We start from the raw sequence: 17,257 nt of genomic DNA on the forward strand, positions 1-17,257 counted from the left end.
AATCACCCAATTATTTTTTCGGAGATATATATATAAGGGAGAACGTTAAGGCCCATTCACATATGTGTTGAAAATTCCTCGCCTTACTTATGTGGGGAATGATGGAGGTGTATCCAATGATCCGATTCCAGCAAAAATTGAGAACGGCCGCTATTTGCTCGGTATGCGGGGCGTTGTTATTTATGCTCGCGTTCATCCTAAAAGGTGGACTAGAGGCTGAAAACCCAGGTACGTTAATTGCGATGCTTATCACTCTCTCCGTTTATACCTTTATAATCTTTGGCATCATCGGCATTCCGGTTTCGTACCTCGCAGACGTCATCACGAATCGCAAAAATCTGAAATTCCTTGTCTTCTTTACGGCAGGAGCACTGATTCTTCAGCTCACCCATTTGTTCACGGTCTATCAAACCTTACAATCCTCTCTTTTTCTTAGTTTGCTTGGAGGAGTTACAGCAGCAGCCTTCTATCTATGTGAACGGCTTCTTCTTCGCCAATAAAAAACGACCCGGTCGTTATAATTGGGTCGTTTTTGTTATAGCCTTTCAAAATACCGTTTAAACTCTCCCAGCTGGGCTTCATTCTTAAAAGATCTTTTCGGAATGATGCAGGCCTGCATGGAGTTGATGTAGATCAAATAGTGTTCCTTTAATTCTACTGCTTTTTCTGCGCTCTCCCAGCTGGTGCTGTGCTTGCCGGACTCGCTGATGTCTGTCAATCCGCTGTCATCCAGAATGAGGGTATGTTCCCCAAGTATTTTCCCATTGCTGCCCTCTTGCATGAATTTTTTAATTCTGCCTTTAAAAGCCTTAAAAAAGTATTTAGGGTAGAGAAAGAACCACGCAGCTGCGAGAATGAGAAAGACAATGAACATTGGAAGGAAGTCATCCTTTCCCCACGAAAAAACAAAGGGGAAGCTTAAAAAAATGACGGGTCCTATTATTCGCTGAATCCAAAATGATTGCATGGCGGTCTTTGATTCTTTTACATAATGAAGGTTGAATGCCGCATAATCTTCAAATGTTAATTCATATTGATGTTCCAATTGTAATCCCCCATTCTCTACTGATTATAAGGGGGATTTCCTGCTAATGCTACTTGATCTTCCCCTTATTTTGCGCCAACCATACCAGCTGCCATATCACCAAATGTCCTCACATCGTCCAAATAATTAAATTCCCGGTTCTGCCCTGTTTGATTCAGCATTCTTACCGCAACGGCTTGATACTCCGGCATGACAAGGCAAATACAGCCCGTTATGCCGAGGAGCTGATAGGAGCCTTTTGGAACTTTGGGGCCGATTTCATTTTTGGGAAAATCCTCTTCTTTCACCCACCAGAAGTATCCTTGTTTCGGCAATTGAGCCAATCCTGTAAATTGCACAGAAGTCATTTCTTTGAAAGCATCCGGAGTTAAAATCTCGGCACTTTTTCCTCTTGTAAGAAATAATTCTCCCCATTTAGCGAGATCTCTTGTGCTGCAATACAGGTTGCTGTCTTCGCCGCTGTCATCCAGCTGCCGGGAAGGGTCCGATAGAAAATTCAAAACTAAATTTTCCTCAGACTTTTCCCATCCGCTCTCCGCAAATCCTGCTTTTTGAAACACCTGCTCGTCCAGTATCTGGGCCATTGTCTTTCCTGAGACGTTTTGAATAATGCTGATCAGCAAGTTCACTCCGGCATTGTTATAAAACCAGTCTTCACCAGGAGGAAACATGCGGATCCATTTTCCGTCCTTTTCTGCGAGGCCATGGGTATGAGTAAGTACATGGCGGATGGTTGTCCCTTCAATGACAGGAATTGCAGGGAAATAAGTGCAAAGATCCTGATCAAGCCCCCGGATTTTCCCCTCTGCGATCATGCAGGCAAGTGCAAAGCCGATATAGGATTTCCGTATGGATGCAATGTTGAATCTAGAGTCTTTCTGTACCTTCTGCGCACCGTACTCTCGGTTATGAGTCCCTGTATAGAATTCATAAGCCGTCTTTCCGTCTTGAAGGATCAGGCAGGATAGCGCGGTTGCACCGGTTTCGTCATAAACTTTTAAATTATGCTTTTCCATTGAATTCAAGTCTTCCACCCCCATTTCATTATATTGGAACGGTTATGATATAAATAGATTGGAAAATTTTTAAAAAAAGCGAGAGATTCATTGCTCTTAATCGTTGTATAAAGTGTAAAAGCTTTTACAAAAAAATAAGGGGATTCATCAAATGAAATGTAACGAGTCAAATTTTATAAAGCGTCTGCAGAGCAAAGATGAATATGCATTGGAGTATATCGTTGATCAGTATTTGCCTCTTATAAAAGGGATTTTGGTGAAGGTTCTGACTCCGGTCAGGAACAGCGGGTTAATTGAGGAGTGCATCAATGATGTTTTTCTTTCCGTTTGGGATTACTCGAAGAAATTTCAAGGTGACCATACAGATTTCAGGAAATGGATTTGTTCAGTGGCTAAGTTTAAAGCGATTGACTACTACAGGAAAGCGAGCAAAAAACCAGAATACTCAGCTGAAAATGTGGATGTGGGAACGGGCCGGTCTGCAGAAGACGAATGGATAGATTCAGAGGAAAGAGCGGAGATCATTCAGTTGATGAATACTCTGGAATCGGTGGATCGGGAAATTTTCATGATGAAGTTTTTTATGGGATGTAAAACTGAGGATATTTCCAATAAGCTTGGTTTAACCAAAACGGCAATCGATAACCGGATATACCGTGGGAAAAGGAAACTCCATAGCAAAGCGGCAAATCTGAGATTGGGAGAGAACGGCCTATGAAGGATATTTATGAGTTATTAAATGGCATGGATTTCGATGAGTCTGAATTTGAACTGATGGAAATCAGTGAGGTTGAGAAAGAAAAAGTCAAACGAGGATTGAAAAAATCCATTAAGCAAAAGAACAGGAGCAGCTGGAAGAAGGGTGCGGCAGCGGCTGCCATCTTCGTTTGTCTGTCAGCTGGAATGGTTGGCATGACGTTTCCTGCCTATGCAAGCAGCATTCCGGTCATAGGAGATCTTTTTAAGTTTCTGGATACCGGAAAAACGGGGATGTACGACCACTACAAGGAATTCTCGACGGAGCTGAATATGAGGGAAGAAAGCAACGGAATTAAAGTGACCATTCAAGATGCTGTCTTTGACGGGAAAACCGTATCGATGACATATGCGATTGAGAGTGATAAGAAACTGGCAGAAAATCTTCTGATTGAAGGCTCTCCTGAAATACTGGGTTCACCTGGCATGGCAGGCAGTTCGCAAGTTACAAGGATCGATGAAAATCATTATGTTGGTCTATTCAGGTCTACTAATCTTAATCAAGAGGGTGCGGATCACGTAAACATGGTATGGAAGATAAACTCGCTTTCCCTTCCTAATAGTCATACCGAGATAAAAGGTGATTGGAATTTTGCCTTTTCGTTAAAAGCGGCGGACCAAAAGGAGGAGGTTCTCAATCTTAGTGCCAAAAAAGACGGCGTTCAGGTCAGCATTACGAAAATCTCCCAAACCCCTATGTCCTTCAGTCTCTTTTATAATCAAACGGCCAGTCGAAATGTTCGGAACCAATGGGATGATGTGTTTGTCGAACTGGATGTGAAGGACAACTTAGGAAACAGCTATTCCGGGGAAGGGAATGGAGGATCCGGAAAGGATGCCTATTCCATGAGCTGGAGCAGCACCTTTGAAAAGCTCGATCCTAATGCAACTGAGCTGATTGTAACCCCGCATGTACAGGTAAGAAAGCACACTCCTGAAAATCATGGGGAAGCTGTAATAACAGCAGATGGAGAAAAAAGAGAAGTACCAATTAAACAAAAGCCAGGGAAGGTCAAGGAAGATATCGTGCTGGATGCTATGGTCATACCTTTAAGAGACTGATAAATAGAAAAAAGAGCGGACTGCATCTATCCGCTCTTATACTTAAAGAGGCAGGGTAACGTTCCTGCTTCTTTTCTGTGTAAAAAATCTACAGTACCTCCTGCAGCCTGGCGTAAGCGCCATTTCTGTTCATCAGCTCCTGGTGCGTACCCTGCTCGGCGATGCCGTTTTCTTTCAGCACGATAATCCGTTCTGCATTCCGGATGGTCGACAGCCGATGGGCGATGACGAGGGTGGTGCGGTTTTGGGCAAGCCGCTCGAGTGAGTCCTTGACCACCTTTTCGCTTTCGTTGTCCAGGGCGCTGGTCGCTTCGTCAAAAATGACGATGGGCGGGTTTTTCAGGAAGACGCGGGCAATGCTGAGCCGCTGCTTCTGGCCGCCGGAAAGCCTTACGCCGCGCTGGCCGATGTCGGTGTCATATCCGTTCGGCAGCTTCATAATAAATTCATGGGCATGGGCGTTTTTTGCCGCTTCAATGATTTCTTCATCTGTCGCATCACGGTTTCCGTAGCGAATGTTATCGAGGACGGTTCCGGCAAAAAGATATACATCCTGCTGGACGACACCGATATTTTTCCGCAGGGATGACAAGGTGATATCCTGGATGTTTATTCCGTCAATCGTAATTTCACCATGCTGAATGTCATAAAAGCGTGGAATGAGCGTACAAATCGTTGTTTTTCCGGCGCCGGATGGACCGACGAGTGCGGCATACTCTCCGGCTTCGATCTTGAGAGAAAGATGATCCACCACATTCGGCTGATCGTCCCCGTAGCGGAAGCAGACGTTCCGGAACTCAATCGTTCCGTTGGCGTGTTCCAGCTCCATGGCTTCAGGAGAATCCGTAATGTCCGGCTCTATCTTCATCATCTCCACAAACCGTTCAAAGCCGGTCATCCCTTCCTGATAGAGAACTGCCACATTGATCACCCTCTGGATTGGCTCAATCAGGAAGCCGACGTACATTAAGAACGTAATTAGATCCGCAAGATCCAATGAGGAATGAACAATCGCTGCTCCACCCGCCACAACGACAGTGATGCTGATCAGCTGAATAAACATTTCAAAGCCATTGGAAAAATAGGCTTCGTACCTGTAGCCGGCTTTTCTGCTTTCGAGGAAGCGGTTGTTTTCGTATTCGAATTTTTCCTTTTCCAGCGCTTCATTGGTAAACGATTGGACGACCCGGATGCCGGCAAGGTTATCCTCAACCTGCGCGTTAATTTCACCGATTTGGACTTTGTTTCGTTTTAAAGCAAAATTCACTTTCCTGTTAAAATAAATCGCAAATACAGCCATGAATGGCAGGAAGGCGAAGATGGCCAGGGTCAATGGAACGTTGATTGTCAGCAGAATGACGAAGGTTCCGATAAACCTCACAGAGTATTTCAGTAAGTCCTCTGGTCCGTGGTGATACAATTCAGAAAGCCAGAAGAGATCGTTTGTCATTCGTGACATCAGCTGTCCGGTTTTCTGCCGGTCATAGAACGGGAAGGACAGGCTCTGGTAATGGCTGAACAGCTCGCTGCGCAAATCACTTTCCATCAACGCTCCCATCCGGTGTCCGTGATAGTCCATCACATAGTTGAATCCCATTTGAACTAAAGCGAGGACAAGCATCGCCGCTCCCGTCAGCAGAATCTGATTTAGAGAATTCTCATCCACCCCTTCCAGGACATCCTTTGTGATATACCGGGTGAGGAGCGGATAGGCGAGGGAAATCGCAGATCCGAGAATGGAACAGACCATTACAACGGTAAATAAACGCCAATAAGGCTTATAATAGGACAGGAATTTCTTCCATAAATGATTCAATTAATTTACCCCTTTATTGTGCAGATTTCACATGGCTGCACAGGTCAGGGGGTCAGTGCATTCCGGCCCCCCTGTGTGCATGTAGCTTACCAGTCATTGCGTTTTTCATTCAGTTTCCTCCTCCATTTAATGTTAAAATTAGTATACAGTATTTTCTGTTAATTTAAAGGGGATTTTTGGATGAAAATCTTATTAAGGAAAGGGATAACAGCTGCTATTTCAGCTTTTCTTGCTTCATTGGCCCTGCAAATTATTCATAATGTGACCTCCACGATTGCGGGGGACTGGATAGCTGTATATTTCCTTTACGGGCTTGCTGTGTATGCCGCAGGCGGAATCCCGATTTCGTACTTGCTTGACTTTGCTGCAGGGAATAGGGGGCTTTGGGAAGAGTGCTGAAGCTGATTTTGTACTCTTTTGCAGGAGCCGTCATACTTCTTGCATTCTTTAAGTTTGCTGAAATTACTTGGCAGCTCGCTGCTTTCGGAGGATTTGCGGCACTTTTATTTTTAGCGGTTGAAACCATCATAAAAAAGAGGAGCAGCATCTCCTCTTAGCATCCAGATTCATTTTGCTCCCACTTCTTTTTCATCACAAGGCACATGATACCGATGATGGCTGCGAACAGCAGGCTTAGAAAAAATCCGGAACGGCCGGTTTTCTCCAGCAGAGTACCCGCAATTGCGGCAGCGAGCATGAGGATACCGGCCACGGCAATCATTTTTTCCATAACGGCCAGCTTTAAAATTTTCAGCGAAGAGAGGATAATAAAGCTCCAATTGTACAGCAGCATGATTCCGGCTGCCGTTGTGATGTATTCGTAGATTTTACCAGGCAAAATCAGGGCTGCGATAATGGAGAGCAGCATTCCGGCTGTGGCAAGGCCGAGTGACGGAAGGGCGAGCTTTCGTTTACCTTTCGTTGTTTTGGCGAAGAATTTCGGTGCATCTCCGTCTTCCCCGAGCGTGACGAGCAGGGTCGTGACACCGAACAAGGCGGCAGTTAGGGTGGAGAAGCCCGCAATAATGATGGCCGCATTGAAGACGTGAGGAAAAAAGGATAGATCGTAGCCGCTGAGAGCCGTGACAAAGGGGCTCTCTTTCTCGTTAAAGGAGCTGATGGAAGTCATGCTGACAGCGAGAACCAGGGAGGCTATATAAATAGCGGTCAGCAAAATCAGCATGACGGAGCCTGCTTTCGGGGCATCTTCCTTTTTCTCCAATTGCATGGCCATCAGTCCGATTACTTCAATTCCTCCAAATGCGTAAAATGCATAAATGAGGGAGGAGCCGAAGCCTTTCCAGCCATCATGGAAAAGCTGATCCTGAGCGAGCGGGAGGGACGGCTTCTGTGCGTCACCGGGGATCCAGCCGGCGATGGCAGCAATGGCAAGGATAATGAACATCACAATCGCTGCCACCTTGGCAATGGCCATCATGTTTTCGAGCCGGTCAAAGCCCTTCGTTCCAGCCAGGACGACAAGAATGGAGAGCACCGCGTATCCGGACGCAAACAGCCAGAGCGGAACATGGGGAAACCAGAATTTCGAAAGAATCGCAAGCGCTGTCAGCTGGCTTCCCATAATGAGGATATTCGACGTCCAGTAATTCCAGCCGCAGCTAAACCCCGCCCATCGTCCGAACGCTTTTCCCGAGTAATAGCAAAACGAACCCTTCTGCGGGTCCTTAGCCGTCATTTTGGCCAGCAATCTGTAAACGATATATGTACCGAGCGCAGCAAGCAGGAACGAGAAAATGATCGACGCTCCCGTTACTTTAATTCCGATGCTTGAGCCTAGAAAATAGCCGGTTCCAATGGTGCAGCCAATTCCAATCAGCGACAGCTGCCACCACTTCAATTGTTCTTCTTTTTTATTTTGATTTGCCACGTTCAGTCCCCCAGTCTAGCCTTTATTTTTTCCGGGGGAGCTCATTTTATGTGCTAAAAAAAAGCTGGTACGCTTCGTAGCCAAAATATAATCCGAACCCAACAAGAGACAGACCTGATATACAGGAGATGACCTGCAGCGTCCGGTTATTCAAAAATCCGCGTGCGAAGCTTGAGGCGCCGGCCATGCAGACATCCCAAATGAGCAGTCCCAGTAAGATAGAGCCGCTGTATAAAAGAAGCTGTGTGTGTTCATACATCGCTGCAGTTTTCGCTAAAACTGATCCGTAAATGCCGACCCAAAACATAATCGTCAGGGGATTTGTCAGGGACATCATAAAGCCGATCAGATAGGACTTGGTGAGTGAATTGGAAAGCTCCTTCCTCAGCTCCACACTTTTGCTTGCCTGAAGCAGACTCTCAATCCCGGTATAGGTCAGGACAAAGAATCCGAACAGCCAGAGAAACGCTTTAACGATGGGGATTTCGATAAATTGGACAAGCCCCATGAAAACCGCAAGCATATAAAGAATATCAGCCGTAATCGATCCAAGGCCGATAAGCCAGGAATGCCAGAAGCCTCGATTGAAGCCTCTCTCAATTTGCGCCGCATTGATCGGGCCAATGGGGGCGGCAAGAGAAATTCCGAGCAGGATATGACTAATAAATGTATTCATTCGTCCTCTCCTTGTATGTTTTCTCTATATGTATTCCGGGGCTGTCCAAATATCCCAAAAATTAAGAAAAGCCATAACCCGTGATGGTTATAGCGGACCTTGATCTTCTAAAGCTTCCAATGTTTCGTGCAGATGGATGACCTGTTCGGCAGCGAGGTCCAGGCGGTGCCGCGCTTCCGGATCGAGCTCATCGTTTTGATGCCTCGCAATTTGCTCCTTTGCGAGCTCAAGTTTTTGGAGCGCCTGCTGGAATTCCCCTGATTCTGGGTTTCCCTGTGCATCAACGACTGCTTTTTCCGCATGATGAAGGGCGTGCAATGCGTCATCGATCATTGTGAATCCCCCTTTTTTCTTTTAGCTTTTACAGGTATGAAAACAACTATTCTAAGCTGTTTACAATGAATTTTTTTAGGATATATAATACGAAACAGCATAATAGGGGGGAAGTTCATGCAGGACAGCAGGGAGTATGAAAACTGGAAATGGCTTTCTCTGGAATCATTTGATGACCGGCTTTTAGAAACGCTTGACTATAAGAATCAATGGAAGAGCCTGATCCAGTATGGCCACGAAAATCAAATGCACGTACAGGCGCTGAAACTGGATGGGGAAGTTGTTTACGGCTCTCTCGTATACAGTGATGAGGGAGAGGATGTCCAAAAGGTTTTCCGCTATTACATAAATAAAGACCAATTAGTGACGATTGGATTGGATACCCGGTCGCTGAAACAGGTGAATGAACACGACTTGCATAAGAAGCTTCAGGAATCTGAGCAGGCTCCTGAAGGTTTTTTCGTGCTATTGCACGGATTGGCGAAGCATTATCTGGACGGCATTGATGAGTTTGAGCAGAAGATGGAAAAGGTCCTGAAAGAAGTGCAGCGCAATAATAAATCGAGCATCCTGAACAAAATCTATGATCTGCGGCATTCTCTGCTGACATGGAAAAGTCTGATTTTAAAGGTTGTTGAAGTGAAAAAAGGAATTGAAGAAGCATTTTTAGGAAAAACCGATTCATGGGTGGAATATAAACGAATCGATAAGCAGCTGGAGCGGGGGATGTCCCTTCTGAAGGAATACCAGGAGGAGATTGACACCGTTATCCGCCTCGAGGAGGTCATTTCCACAAATAATGGAAATGAAATCATGAAATCCCTCACCATCATTACCATTCTGTTTACACCATTAACGGCATGGAGTGCGCTATGGGGAATGAACTTCGAAAAAATGCCGGAGCTGAAGTGGGAGCTCGGCTATCCGCTCGCGATCTTAATCATCGTCTCTACGACCGTTTTCATCTATTGGTATATGAACTCAAAAGGCTATATGAAGGATTTATTGAGGCGAAGGAAGGATTGAGTCTGGCTCACAGCGGGTCAGGCTTTTTTTGCGGAATGAAACGGGCTCCGCAATGAATAAAATGCAAAAGACGTTCGAATGAGAGGGGATTCATCAGCATGTATCCATATTACCCCTATTACAGCAAGAAAATAGAGTGTGAAGATAAGCCGCTGACCTTCCCGCCTCAAGCTCAGGATCAGCAGCCGGGCTTTGAATATTTGATGAACCCGAGGCCCATTTCCGAGAATCCGGATTATAAAGGAAGCGGAAAACTGGAGGGGGAGACGGCTATCATCAGCGGGGGAGACAGCGGAATCGGAAGAGCAGTGGCCTATGCTTTTGCAAAAGAAGGAGCGGACTTAGTTATTCCTTATTACAATGAACACCAGGATGCGGAGGAGACAAAGCGGAGAATCGAAACCTTTGGAAGACGCTGCCTCCTTATGCCTGGGGACCTAACGGAAGAGAAGCAGAATCAAAAGGTTGTGTCCGAAACCCTTGAGACCTTTGGAAAGATTGATGTCGTGGTTAATAATCTCGCGGTTCAATATCCACAGGTGGATTTCCTGAAGATTACCGCCGAGCAATTTGATAAAACGTTCAAAACCAACATCTATGCGTATTTTTATTTGACGAAGGAAGCCGTCCCCCATCTGAAACAGGGAGCATCCATCATAAACACAGCTTCTGTCACCGCCTATAAAGGACAAAAGGAACTTGTCGACTACTCTGCCACAAAGGGTGCCATTGTTTCATTTACCCGTTCTCTTTCACTAAACCTCATACCTAAAGGCATCCGGGTGAACAGCGTGGCCCCAGGTCCTGTCTGGACACCGCTCACCGTCTCTAGCTTTGACCCAGACCGGGTGAGTAAATTTGGTCTGCAGTCAGCTTCCAAAAGGGCTGCCCAGCCATTCGAGCTTGCCGCGGCATATGTTTATCTCGCCTCGGATGACTCGCGCTATGTCACAGGGGAGACCCTCCATGTAAATGGGGGGCAAATGGTCACGGCATAAGTGTAGCTCAAATCCAATTAGGGTATGGAGAGAGTAAGAGACAAAAAAGGAGACGGGATTATGGCACGCAAACCGATTATAGGTATAACAGGATCACAAAAAGAAGTGAACGGAATCGATCATTCCTTCGTACACGCCAAATATCCGGAAGCCGTCCTGAGAGCGGGCGGCATTCCGGTTATTCTGCCGCTCGGGAACGATGGAGCTGCAAAGGCTTGGATGGACACGATTGATGGATTGCTTTTAAGCGGAGGAGAGGATGTGGATCCTCAATCCTACGGGGCAAATCCGCATCCGGAGCTCGGCAAAGTCATTTTGGAACGGGATGAAACGGAAATCGCGCTTGTGAAGGAAGCGGAAAAGCAGCGCACACCGATCTTCGCCATCTGCCGCGGTATTGCTTCGTTAAATGTAGCACTCGGTGGTACACTGACCCAGGATATTCACAGCCAGCTTGAGGGTGGAATCAAGCATCATCAGGAAGGCTCACGCATCAACGCCACCCATGAATGTAATGTAGAAGAGGGAAGCCGGCTGCACAGAATTTTAGGTGATACGAAGATCAGCATCAATAGCATGCATCACCAGGCACTCGATCAAGTAGCCGATAACCTGAAAGTGACGGCCAAGGCACCCGACGGCGTTATTGAAGCGGTCGAAGGCACAGATTCAGACTGGTCCCTCCTTGCCGTACAATGGCACCCGGAGGAAATGGCTGTGAAATACGAAAGCATGCAGAGACTGTTTGATGCGTTTGTGGAAGAATGTTCAATGAAAGAAAAGGTGTAAAAATAAGAAGCGGAACTCAAGTCATATTGAGTCCCGCTTTTTTCAATCATTCCTAAAATCATACGTCTCATAAGGTACATGCAAGGTTTGGCCGTTAATTTTGACTGTGTCTTTATCGATCCATTTCATGCTGGCTGTTAATTCCAATAGATATTCGTAGGCTTTCTGTTCCCTTTGTTAAAATTCAGTTCTCCCAGTACGGCATAGCTTGTTGTTGCTCCTCCATTAGATACGTACGCTTTAAGGGTATACGTCCCATCCGGTGACCGTACCTCTTCAATCAATTCCCCTTTAGGCAAACGGCCCATATCAATGGCTGTCATTCGCCCTCCCATCCTTTTAACGAAAATACACCATGCTTTTCAAAATCCTCTAAGATTTCAGTGGGCAGTTTAAGCATCGTTTGTTCCTTTGTGGCCCAAAGATAATCAGTATGCTCCTTGGAAAGGATGACTTCACGTTCCTGCGTGCTGCACAAGTATGTAATAAGGACGACCTGCCTGGTTGGATCCGTTTTGAAGGTGGAAGCGTAAAGGATTTTCTCAATATGAACCGTTAATCCGGTTTCTTCTTTGATTTCCCTAACAAGTGCTGCTTCCAAATCTTCTCCAAAAACGATTTTGCCCCCGGGACATTCCCAGCTGCCTGCACCGGTTTCATCCTGAGGAGAACGCTGAACGATTAATACTTTCCCTTGGTTCAAAATGACCCCTTTTACAGCTGCGACCGTTTTTTCTATTGTAATCATGCGAAATTCCCCTAACTATTTATTTGCTAATAATTAACATTTTACCAATAAAAAGCTGGTAAAATAAGAGGGAATGGGGGTGTCTTTATGTTTTCTGGAATTTTAATCATTCATATCGCAGCCGGATTCATTTGTTTATTAACCGGCCTCGGTGCCATGCTCTCGCAAAAAAGAAAAGGAAAGCACTGCTGGTTTGGTGAAGTGTACCACGGTTCGTTTGTGGTTATTTTTCTTAGCTCCACTACCATGGCGATCATGCATTGGGAAGAGAGTGCATACCTGTTTTACATCGGCTTCTTTTCCTACTCCTTTGCCATCATCGGGTACCTGGCCGTAAAAAAGAAGTGGAAAAACTGGCTAAGGTATCATATCAGCGGGATGCTTGGCTCCTACATAGCCGTCATCACAGCGGTTCTCGTTGTAAATGCACCGAAGATCGCCTTTTTTCAAGACATTCCAATTCTATGGATCTGGTTTTTGCCGACCATTATCGGCAGTCCGCTCATTGCACTCACCAATGTTAAATACCGCACCAAAAAAGCATCAGCGGCGGGCTGATGCTTTATCCATAAACAATTTCAAGGACTAAGAAATCTTTTGAAGAGAAGGGAATCAACATGAAGTTAGAGGAGTATAAAAAACAAGCAGCGGCAGCAGAGGATTGGGCACCGGGCTGGTTAGCAATAGATGATGTATTCGAAAATCTTTACCCGCACCAGGAACCGGCCCATTTTGCGACAGAATTTCATAAACGGGCTCTTTTAGGCGGGGACCAATATCTGGATGGCTATAGTATCTACCAATCTCCAAACGGATACAAGCATGTATTGACCTATGGGATGACAGAGCTTTACATAAATGAAGAAGCGTTCGGTGGTGAGTATAGCCGCTGGGGGTATGAAATGACCATCAAGCTGAATGAAAAGTCCCATGAAGACTGCATGTGGGCAATTGATATGCTTTCCAACCTTGCCCGATATACCAATACACAAAACAGATTTTTTGAACCTATGCAGTATGTGGCAGGGGACGGAACATCCATTCATATTGGTGTAGAATCTGCCATCACGGGTCTCCTGGTCGTGCCTGATACAGAAGCAGGAAGTGTAAACTCTGTTCACGGCAGAGTAGATTTTCTCCAGCTGGTAGGAATTACGGAAAGAGAATTGGACGTGCTGAAAGAGGACCGCTCACAAGCTGAAATGCTGGTTGAGAGGATGAAAAGGGATAATCCTTATTTAGTGACTGATATGAAGCGGATCGAATCTTATTTGTAAGAACATGAAAAACCTCGCTGCATAATCGGCGAGGTTTTTCAATATCCAGCACGCGTTCTGAGATGGCGGTCACCGTTTGTCATCTATAATCTCCACCCCAAAGCTCCGGGCCGGTCCATTGGTCATGATTGTGACGATGCTGTTTGCCATATATGCCGGTGAATAGACCATCCCGTTTTGCAGCCACCAGATCATCATTCCGTGGCAGGCAGACGAAACAAATGTGAGGATGAGCTCTCTTGGCAGAAGCATGTTTTCTTCCTTTAATCCAGCCTTTGAATATTCGGAATCGAAGCGCCCTTTAATAATTCCAAGCATTTTATGAGAGAAATCCTGGCTTCCTTTTCCTCCAAGCATCGCCTGGAAAAAGTCAGTATGGCTGGAGATGGCTTCAAAAACAGAGGCTATCGAAACCTTTAAGTTGCCGGTATGCAGCTTACCGTCGATCAAATGCAAGGAGGGATTGATGTTGCCGATTACATCCCCAAGTATGTCTTCTGTCAGCTTCTCCATCAAATCAAATTTATCCTGATAATGCAGATAGAACGTGCCTCGGTTTATCATAGCTTTTTCGGTAATATCATGGATCGTCATCGCATCGAAGCCTTTTTCCGTCACAAGTTGGATAAAGGCATCCTTGATCATTTTCCGGGTGCGGATGACCCGTAAATCGGTTTTGCTCGACATTTAACATCCTCCAAGAAATTTTTAATGAACAATTCATCCAAATATGTTGTTTATCCGGCAAAGTGTAGGTTTTTGATGATTGTAAGGATCTCCTATGTAGAATACCATGTTTTATGTACAGTATGTAAGATAAAAGACAAACTGTCGATTATAATCAGGAGGTAGACCAATGAACACACTCAAAAGGTTTTTTACCCAGCGGATGTTTTGGGGAGGACTTGCAGGTCTTGCTGCAGCAGCTCTTATTTTTACTTTTGCCTTCCTTGGGTCGGTAGTGAACCCGGCTCCAAAAGACTTGCCAGTCGCCCTTGTTGTCCAGGATGAAGGCGTCCAGCTTCCAACCGGTCAAAAACTTGAAATAGGGAAACAGCTCGAGGACAAACTAACAAGCAATAAAGATTTGCCATTTAAATGGACGGTATTAAAGGATGAAAAAACGGCGAAAGACGGACTGAATGACCGGACTTATTATGCAGCACTCATTCTTCCTGCCGATCTCTCTCAAAAAGCCGCGTCCATTCAGTCACCGAAACCGATGCAGGCGGAAGCAAAACTGATTCTCAATCAGGGGAAAAACCTGAACGCAGCGAACAGCATTGGATCCATTATGGATAAAGTGTTTACAGGCGTTAACGGACAAATCCGCGAGCAGATGCTTGCCCCGATCAAAGCACAGGGAAAAATGATTTCTCCTGAACAGGCGAGTTTGCTTGCCAATCCAATCCAGCTCAAATCGGAAACGGTGAATAAGGTAGGGGAGAATAACGGCGGAGGGAACTCTCCGGCGATGATGACTCAAATCCTTTGGCTGACAACGATCATCAGCTCTATAATCATTTTCCTGACGATGAAAAAGGCGTCGGAAAACCGGATTACACCAGGTTTCATCACAGGTCAGCTGATCGCAGGTCTCATCTTTACAGCGATGAACTCGCTCATCATTCTTTCGATTGCAACGGGAATTCTAGGGCTTGATGTGCCGGACTTCGCCGCTGCATACGGATTCATGGTTTTCACGGCATTCATGTTCTTCCTTATGCAGGGAGCCCTTCTTAACTGGATTGGATTTGGTGCGATGCCAATCCTCATCCTATTATTCTTCTTCTCAAGCCCGGTTTTAAGCCTGGCACCCGAATTCCTGCCGGAAGCAACCAGAACATGGCTTCTATCCTGGATTCCATTCACTCACAGCGTGGAAGGCTTCCGCAGTCTGTTCTTCTTCGGCGGCAATGGATTTGAAGAGCAGCGCTGGATCCTTGGAATGATCGGTCTTGGCGCATTTGCCGTTATGGCTGTGTCGATTGTAAAAGGACTGAAGAAACAGCCGGTTTCACAAACGGAAGCGGCAGCAGAAAATTGACATAATGTTATTCAGATACGTTTTCCCACAAACCATTTGATCAATCTTATGCAGAGCCTCAAACCCAGACAGCAGCCTTTATTTGCTTGCTGTCATTTCTTTATGAAAAAAGACCGCCTGAAACCAGGCGGTCTTTAGAGTAGTTCATTAGAATTGTGCTTTTGGATTAGCTCCATATTTATTTTCATTCGGCTGGCTATCCTGACATGCGAATACTAAAAGAACGATGGCGCCGACAACAGGAACCAGTCCAATGAGGATCCACCAGCCGGTTCTGCCGGTATCATGCATTCTTCGGATGAATACGCCTAATCCAGGTAATAGCAGAGCTAAAGAATAAAGGCCAGTAAGGATTGAAGGCAGACCTGCAATCAGTTCAACAATGGAAAGAACTAGAGAAATAAGAGCGCTGAAAAGAGTAAACATCCAGTATTCCTTTCTTCTTGCTCTTCCTTGAAAATTAACATAATTCTTCACAACTTTTAAATACCATTCCATAAAAAAATCTTCCTCCATAAAAAAATGTAGTATATAAGTTCTATAACTTTGTCATTATACCATTTGCAGGGTGTATAAATTTATAGAAAATGTAAAAATAAGTTTTTTAGGTCTAATTTACTGTAAATTTTACAAAATGAAAACTCCCTTGGATTTTTCTTTTAGACTGGTTTCGAAAACCAGTATTTAGGGGACTTTATAAGGGCGGGCTGATTGAAGGTCTGCATCAAAAGTGGTAGACTGAATGAAGCATAACAACGGTACGAGAAATAACGTATAGGATGATGGGGAATGAAAAGAGCGAGAATTATTTATAATCCAACCTCCGGAAGGGAAGCGTTCAAGCGCCATTTGCCGGAAGTGTTAGCGAAGTTTGAAAATGCAGGCTATGAAACATCCTGCCACGCTACGACGTGTGAAGGAGATGCGGTTCAGGCGGCGAAGCTTGCGGCGGAGCGCGGCTTTGATCTTGTTGTTGCAGCCGGAGGAGATGGGACAGTCAATGAAGTGGTAAACGGAATTGCCCGTTTTGACAAACGTCCGGAACTCGGGATTATCCCGGTCGGGACGACAAATGACTTTGCCCGTGCAATTGCGCTTCCTCTGAACGATGTACTGGCAGCAGTCGACATGCTGGTGGATGGAGTTGCCATTCCGATTGATATTGGACGTGTAAACGATACCCATTTCATTAATATCGCTGGCGGCGGGAAGCTGACAGAGCTGACCTATGAAGTGCCAAGCAAGCTGAAAACGATGCTTGGGCAGCTGGCTTATTATTTAAAGGGAATGGAAATGCTGCCTTCCATTCGTCCGACAGAGGTTGAAATTGAATACGACGGCAAGCTTTTCCAAGGAGAAGTCATGCTGTTCTTAGTTTCTCTCACCAATTCTGTTGGCGGATTCGAAAAACTTGCACCGGATTCCAAGCTGAACGATGGATTGTTCGACCTCCTCATCCTGAAAAAGGCGAACCTCGCTGAGTTCATCCGGGTTGCTTCATTGGCCCTCCGCGGGGAGCACATGAATGATGAGCACGTCATTTATACGAAGGCAAGCCGCGTAAAGGTCACAACGAAGGATAAAATGCAGCTTAACCTGGATGGAGAGTACGGCGGGCTTTTGCCGGCAGAATTCGAAAACCTTTATCGCCACCTCGACATCATTATGTCCAAGGAAAAGGCGCATGAAATGTCTGAGCCTTCCGCTGAAGAGCAGGAAGAAGAAGTATCTCAGCCTGTGAGCTCGGAAGAAAAGCAAAAAGAAGAGCAGTGAAAAAGCA

The 17,257-nt window shown here is 45.6% G+C and carries 21 protein-coding genes and 1 pseudogene; 12 read left to right on the forward strand and 10 right to left on the reverse strand.

Features of this window, described 5'->3' with window-relative positions; translation table 11 throughout:
* The first annotated feature begins 116 nt into the window (after positions 1–116).
* Positions 117–500, forward strand: coding sequence for a hypothetical protein (locus J9317_RS02110; protein ID WP_211556107.1), 384 nt, complete (start codon positions 117–119; stop codon positions 498–500).
* Between the two features lie 35 nt (positions 501–535).
* On the opposite strand, the gene J9317_RS02115 is transcribed toward J9317_RS02110, so the two are convergent.
* Positions 536–1,045, reverse strand: coding sequence for a YcxB family protein (locus tag J9317_RS02115; RefSeq protein ID WP_211556109.1), 510 nt, complete (start codon positions 1,043–1,045; stop codon positions 536–538).
* A 65-nt stretch (positions 1,046–1,110) separates the two neighbouring features.
* A complete protein-coding gene (locus J9317_RS02120; RefSeq protein ID WP_249292303.1) occupies positions 1,111–2,061 on the reverse strand; it encodes a serine hydrolase domain-containing protein in 951 nt (316 codons plus the stop codon).
* Positions 2,062–2,212: 151 nt separating this feature from the next.
* On the opposite strand from J9317_RS02120, the gene J9317_RS02125 reads away from it, so the two are divergent.
* Both J9317_RS02125 and J9317_RS02130 read left to right on the forward strand, forming a co-directional pair.
* Positions 2,213–2,779, forward strand: coding sequence for a sigma-70 family RNA polymerase sigma factor (locus J9317_RS02125; protein ID WP_211556113.1), 567 nt, complete (start codon positions 2,213–2,215; stop codon positions 2,777–2,779).
* Positions 2,776–3,879, forward strand: a complete 1,104-nt coding sequence (locus tag J9317_RS02130; protein ID WP_211556115.1) for a DUF4179 domain-containing protein — start codon at positions 2,776–2,778, stop codon at positions 3,877–3,879. Before J9317_RS02125 ends, J9317_RS02130 begins: the two co-directional genes overlap by 4 nt.
* Before the next feature lie 88 nt (positions 3,880–3,967).
* On the opposite strand, the gene J9317_RS02135 is transcribed toward J9317_RS02130, so the two are convergent.
* Entirely contained in the window at positions 3,968–5,695 is a 1,728-nt protein-coding gene (locus J9317_RS02135) for an ABC transporter ATP-binding protein (RefSeq protein ID WP_211556117.1), read from the reverse strand.
* Between the two features lie 180 nt (positions 5,696–5,875).
* Here J9317_RS02135 and J9317_RS02140 point away from each other — a divergent pair, with 180 nt between their 5' ends.
* Positions 5,876–6,094 (forward strand): hypothetical protein, encoded by a 219-nt coding sequence (locus J9317_RS02140; RefSeq protein WP_211556119.1) that lies wholly within the window; start codon positions 5,876–5,878, stop codon positions 6,092–6,094.
* Positions 6,088–6,252 carry a hypothetical protein gene (locus tag J9317_RS02145; protein WP_211556121.1) on the forward strand — a complete coding sequence of 55 codons (165 nt, stop codon included), beginning with the start codon at positions 6,088–6,090 and terminating at the stop codon, positions 6,250–6,252. Before J9317_RS02140 ends, J9317_RS02145 begins: the two co-directional genes overlap by 7 nt.
* Here the strand turns inward: J9317_RS02145 and J9317_RS02150 are convergent.
* From J9317_RS02150 to J9317_RS02160, 3 genes are all read right to left on the reverse strand, one after another.
* Positions 6,249–7,589: an amino acid permease gene (locus J9317_RS02150; RefSeq protein ID WP_211562043.1), complete on the reverse strand. Its 1,341-nt coding sequence runs from the start codon at positions 7,587–7,589 to the stop codon at positions 6,249–6,251. The genes J9317_RS02145 and J9317_RS02150 overlap by 4 nt on opposite strands.
* A 40-nt stretch (positions 7,590–7,629) precedes the next feature.
* On the reverse strand, positions 7,630–8,259 hold the full coding sequence (locus tag J9317_RS02155) for a LysE family transporter (protein WP_211556123.1): 630 nt from the start codon (positions 8,257–8,259) through the stop codon (positions 7,630–7,632).
* Between the two features lie 87 nt (positions 8,260–8,346).
* A complete protein-coding gene (locus J9317_RS02160; RefSeq protein WP_211556125.1) occupies positions 8,347–8,592 on the reverse strand; it encodes a hypothetical protein in 246 nt (81 codons plus the stop codon).
* A gap of 117 nt (positions 8,593–8,709) precedes the next feature.
* On the opposite strand from J9317_RS02160, the gene J9317_RS02165 reads away from it, so the two are divergent.
* The 3 genes from J9317_RS02165 to J9317_RS02175 all read left to right on the forward strand — a co-directional run bounded on the left by J9317_RS02165 (position 8,710) and on the right by J9317_RS02175 (position 11,405).
* On the forward strand, positions 8,710–9,618 hold the full coding sequence (locus J9317_RS02165; protein ID WP_211556127.1) for a magnesium transporter CorA family protein: 909 nt from the start codon (positions 8,710–8,712) through the stop codon (positions 9,616–9,618).
* Between the two features lie 98 nt (positions 9,619–9,716).
* Entirely contained in the window at positions 9,717–10,616 is a 900-nt protein-coding gene (locus J9317_RS02170; protein WP_211556129.1) for an SDR family oxidoreductase, read from the forward strand.
* Between the two features lie 60 nt (positions 10,617–10,676).
* Positions 10,677–11,405, forward strand: a complete 729-nt coding sequence (locus J9317_RS02175; protein ID WP_249291956.1) for a gamma-glutamyl-gamma-aminobutyrate hydrolase family protein — start codon at positions 10,677–10,679, stop codon at positions 11,403–11,405.
* 42 nt (positions 11,406–11,447) lie between these two features.
* Here J9317_RS02175 and J9317_RS02180 read toward each other — a convergent pair.
* A pseudogene (locus J9317_RS02180) lies at positions 11,448–11,740 on the reverse strand (DUF5412 family protein).
* A complete protein-coding gene (locus tag J9317_RS02185) occupies positions 11,725–12,153 on the reverse strand; it encodes an NUDIX hydrolase (protein ID WP_211556131.1) in 429 nt (142 codons plus the stop codon). Before J9317_RS02185 ends, J9317_RS02180 begins: the two are co-directional and overlap by 16 nt.
* Before the next feature lie 87 nt (positions 12,154–12,240).
* Between J9317_RS02185 and J9317_RS02190 the strand changes: the two genes are divergently transcribed.
* Both J9317_RS02190 and J9317_RS02195 read left to right on the forward strand, forming a co-directional pair.
* On the forward strand, positions 12,241–12,711 hold the full coding sequence (locus J9317_RS02190; protein ID WP_211556133.1) for a DUF2306 domain-containing protein: 471 nt from the start codon (positions 12,241–12,243) through the stop codon (positions 12,709–12,711).
* Positions 12,712–12,770: 59 nt separating this feature from the next.
* Positions 12,771–13,430 carry a suppressor of fused domain protein gene (locus J9317_RS02195; protein WP_211556135.1) on the forward strand — a complete coding sequence of 220 codons (660 nt, stop codon included), beginning with the start codon at positions 12,771–12,773 and terminating at the stop codon, positions 13,428–13,430.
* A 69-nt stretch (positions 13,431–13,499) separates the two neighbouring features.
* Here the strand turns inward: J9317_RS02195 and J9317_RS02200 are convergent, their stop codons facing one another.
* Complete coding sequence (locus tag J9317_RS02200; RefSeq protein ID WP_211556137.1) at positions 13,500–14,117, reverse strand: TetR/AcrR family transcriptional regulator; 618 nt, start codon at positions 14,115–14,117, stop codon at positions 13,500–13,502.
* 169 nt (positions 14,118–14,286) lie between these two features.
* Between J9317_RS02200 and J9317_RS02205 the strand changes: the two genes are divergently transcribed.
* The gene (locus tag J9317_RS02205; protein WP_211556139.1) at positions 14,287–15,477 is read left to right on the forward strand and encodes a YhgE/Pip domain-containing protein; all 1,191 of its coding nucleotides are present in this window, start codon (positions 14,287–14,289) and stop codon (positions 15,475–15,477) included.
* Positions 15,478–15,624: 147 nt separating this feature from the next.
* Here J9317_RS02205 and J9317_RS02210 read toward each other — a convergent pair whose 3' ends face one another.
* Positions 15,625–15,975 carry a DUF805 domain-containing protein gene (locus J9317_RS02210; RefSeq protein ID WP_211556141.1) on the reverse strand — a complete coding sequence of 117 codons (351 nt, stop codon included), beginning with the start codon at positions 15,973–15,975 and terminating at the stop codon, positions 15,625–15,627.
* A 291-nt stretch (positions 15,976–16,266) separates the two neighbouring features.
* Between J9317_RS02210 and J9317_RS02215 the strand changes: the two genes are divergently transcribed.
* Positions 16,267–17,250: a diacylglycerol kinase gene (locus J9317_RS02215; protein ID WP_082883854.1), complete on the forward strand. Its 984-nt coding sequence runs from the start codon at positions 16,267–16,269 to the stop codon at positions 17,248–17,250.
* The last annotated feature ends 7 nt before the right edge of the window (positions 17,251–17,257 follow it).

It is taken from the genome of Metabacillus flavus (assembly GCF_018283675.1).
Classification (GTDB): domain Bacteria; phylum Bacillota; class Bacilli; order Bacillales; family Bacillaceae; genus Metabacillus_B; species Metabacillus_B flavus.

Bases quoted from the DNA above. Each gene is read 5' to 3' on its own strand.
- J9317_RS02110 (WP_211556107.1), top strand. From the start codon at position 117: ATGATCCGATTCCAGCAAAAATTGAGAACGGCCGCTATTTGCTCGGTA.
- J9317_RS02120 (WP_249292303.1), bottom strand. From the start codon at position 2,061: ATGGAAAAGCATAATTTAAAAGTTTATGACGAAACCGGTGCAACCGCG.
- J9317_RS02125 (WP_211556113.1), top strand. From the start codon at position 2,213: ATGAAATGTAACGAGTCAAATTTTATAAAGCGTCTGCAGAGCAAAGAT.
- J9317_RS02130 (WP_211556115.1), top strand. From the start codon at position 2,776: ATGAAGGATATTTATGAGTTATTAAATGGCATGGATTTCGATGAGTCT.
- J9317_RS02140 (WP_211556119.1), top strand. From the start codon at position 5,876: ATGAAAATCTTATTAAGGAAAGGGATAACAGCTGCTATTTCAGCTTTT.
- J9317_RS02155 (WP_211556123.1), bottom strand. From the start codon at position 8,259: ATGAATACATTTATTAGTCATATCCTGCTCGGAATTTCTCTTGCCGCC.
- J9317_RS02160 (WP_211556125.1), bottom strand. From the start codon at position 8,592: ATGATCGATGACGCATTGCACGCCCTTCATCATGCGGAAAAAGCAGTC.
- J9317_RS02165 (WP_211556127.1), top strand. From the start codon at position 8,710: ATGCAGGACAGCAGGGAGTATGAAAACTGGAAATGGCTTTCTCTGGAA.
- J9317_RS02170 (WP_211556129.1), top strand. From the start codon at position 9,717: ATGTATCCATATTACCCCTATTACAGCAAGAAAATAGAGTGTGAAGAT.
- J9317_RS02175 (WP_249291956.1), top strand. From the start codon at position 10,677: ATGGCACGCAAACCGATTATAGGTATAACAGGATCACAAAAAGAAGTG.
- J9317_RS02185 (WP_211556131.1), bottom strand. From the start codon at position 12,153: ATGATTACAATAGAAAAAACGGTCGCAGCTGTAAAAGGGGTCATTTTG.
- J9317_RS02190 (WP_211556133.1), top strand. From the start codon at position 12,241: ATGTTTTCTGGAATTTTAATCATTCATATCGCAGCCGGATTCATTTGT.
- J9317_RS02195 (WP_211556135.1), top strand. From the start codon at position 12,771: ATGAAGTTAGAGGAGTATAAAAAACAAGCAGCGGCAGCAGAGGATTGG.
- J9317_RS02200 (WP_211556137.1), bottom strand. From the start codon at position 14,117: ATGTCGAGCAAAACCGATTTACGGGTCATCCGCACCCGGAAAATGATC.
- J9317_RS02205 (WP_211556139.1), top strand. From the start codon at position 14,287: ATGAACACACTCAAAAGGTTTTTTACCCAGCGGATGTTTTGGGGAGGA.
- J9317_RS02210 (WP_211556141.1), bottom strand. From the start codon at position 15,975: ATGGAATGGTATTTAAAAGTTGTGAAGAATTATGTTAATTTTCAAGGA.
- J9317_RS02215 (WP_082883854.1), top strand. From the start codon at position 16,267: ATGAAAAGAGCGAGAATTATTTATAATCCAACCTCCGGAAGGGAAGCG.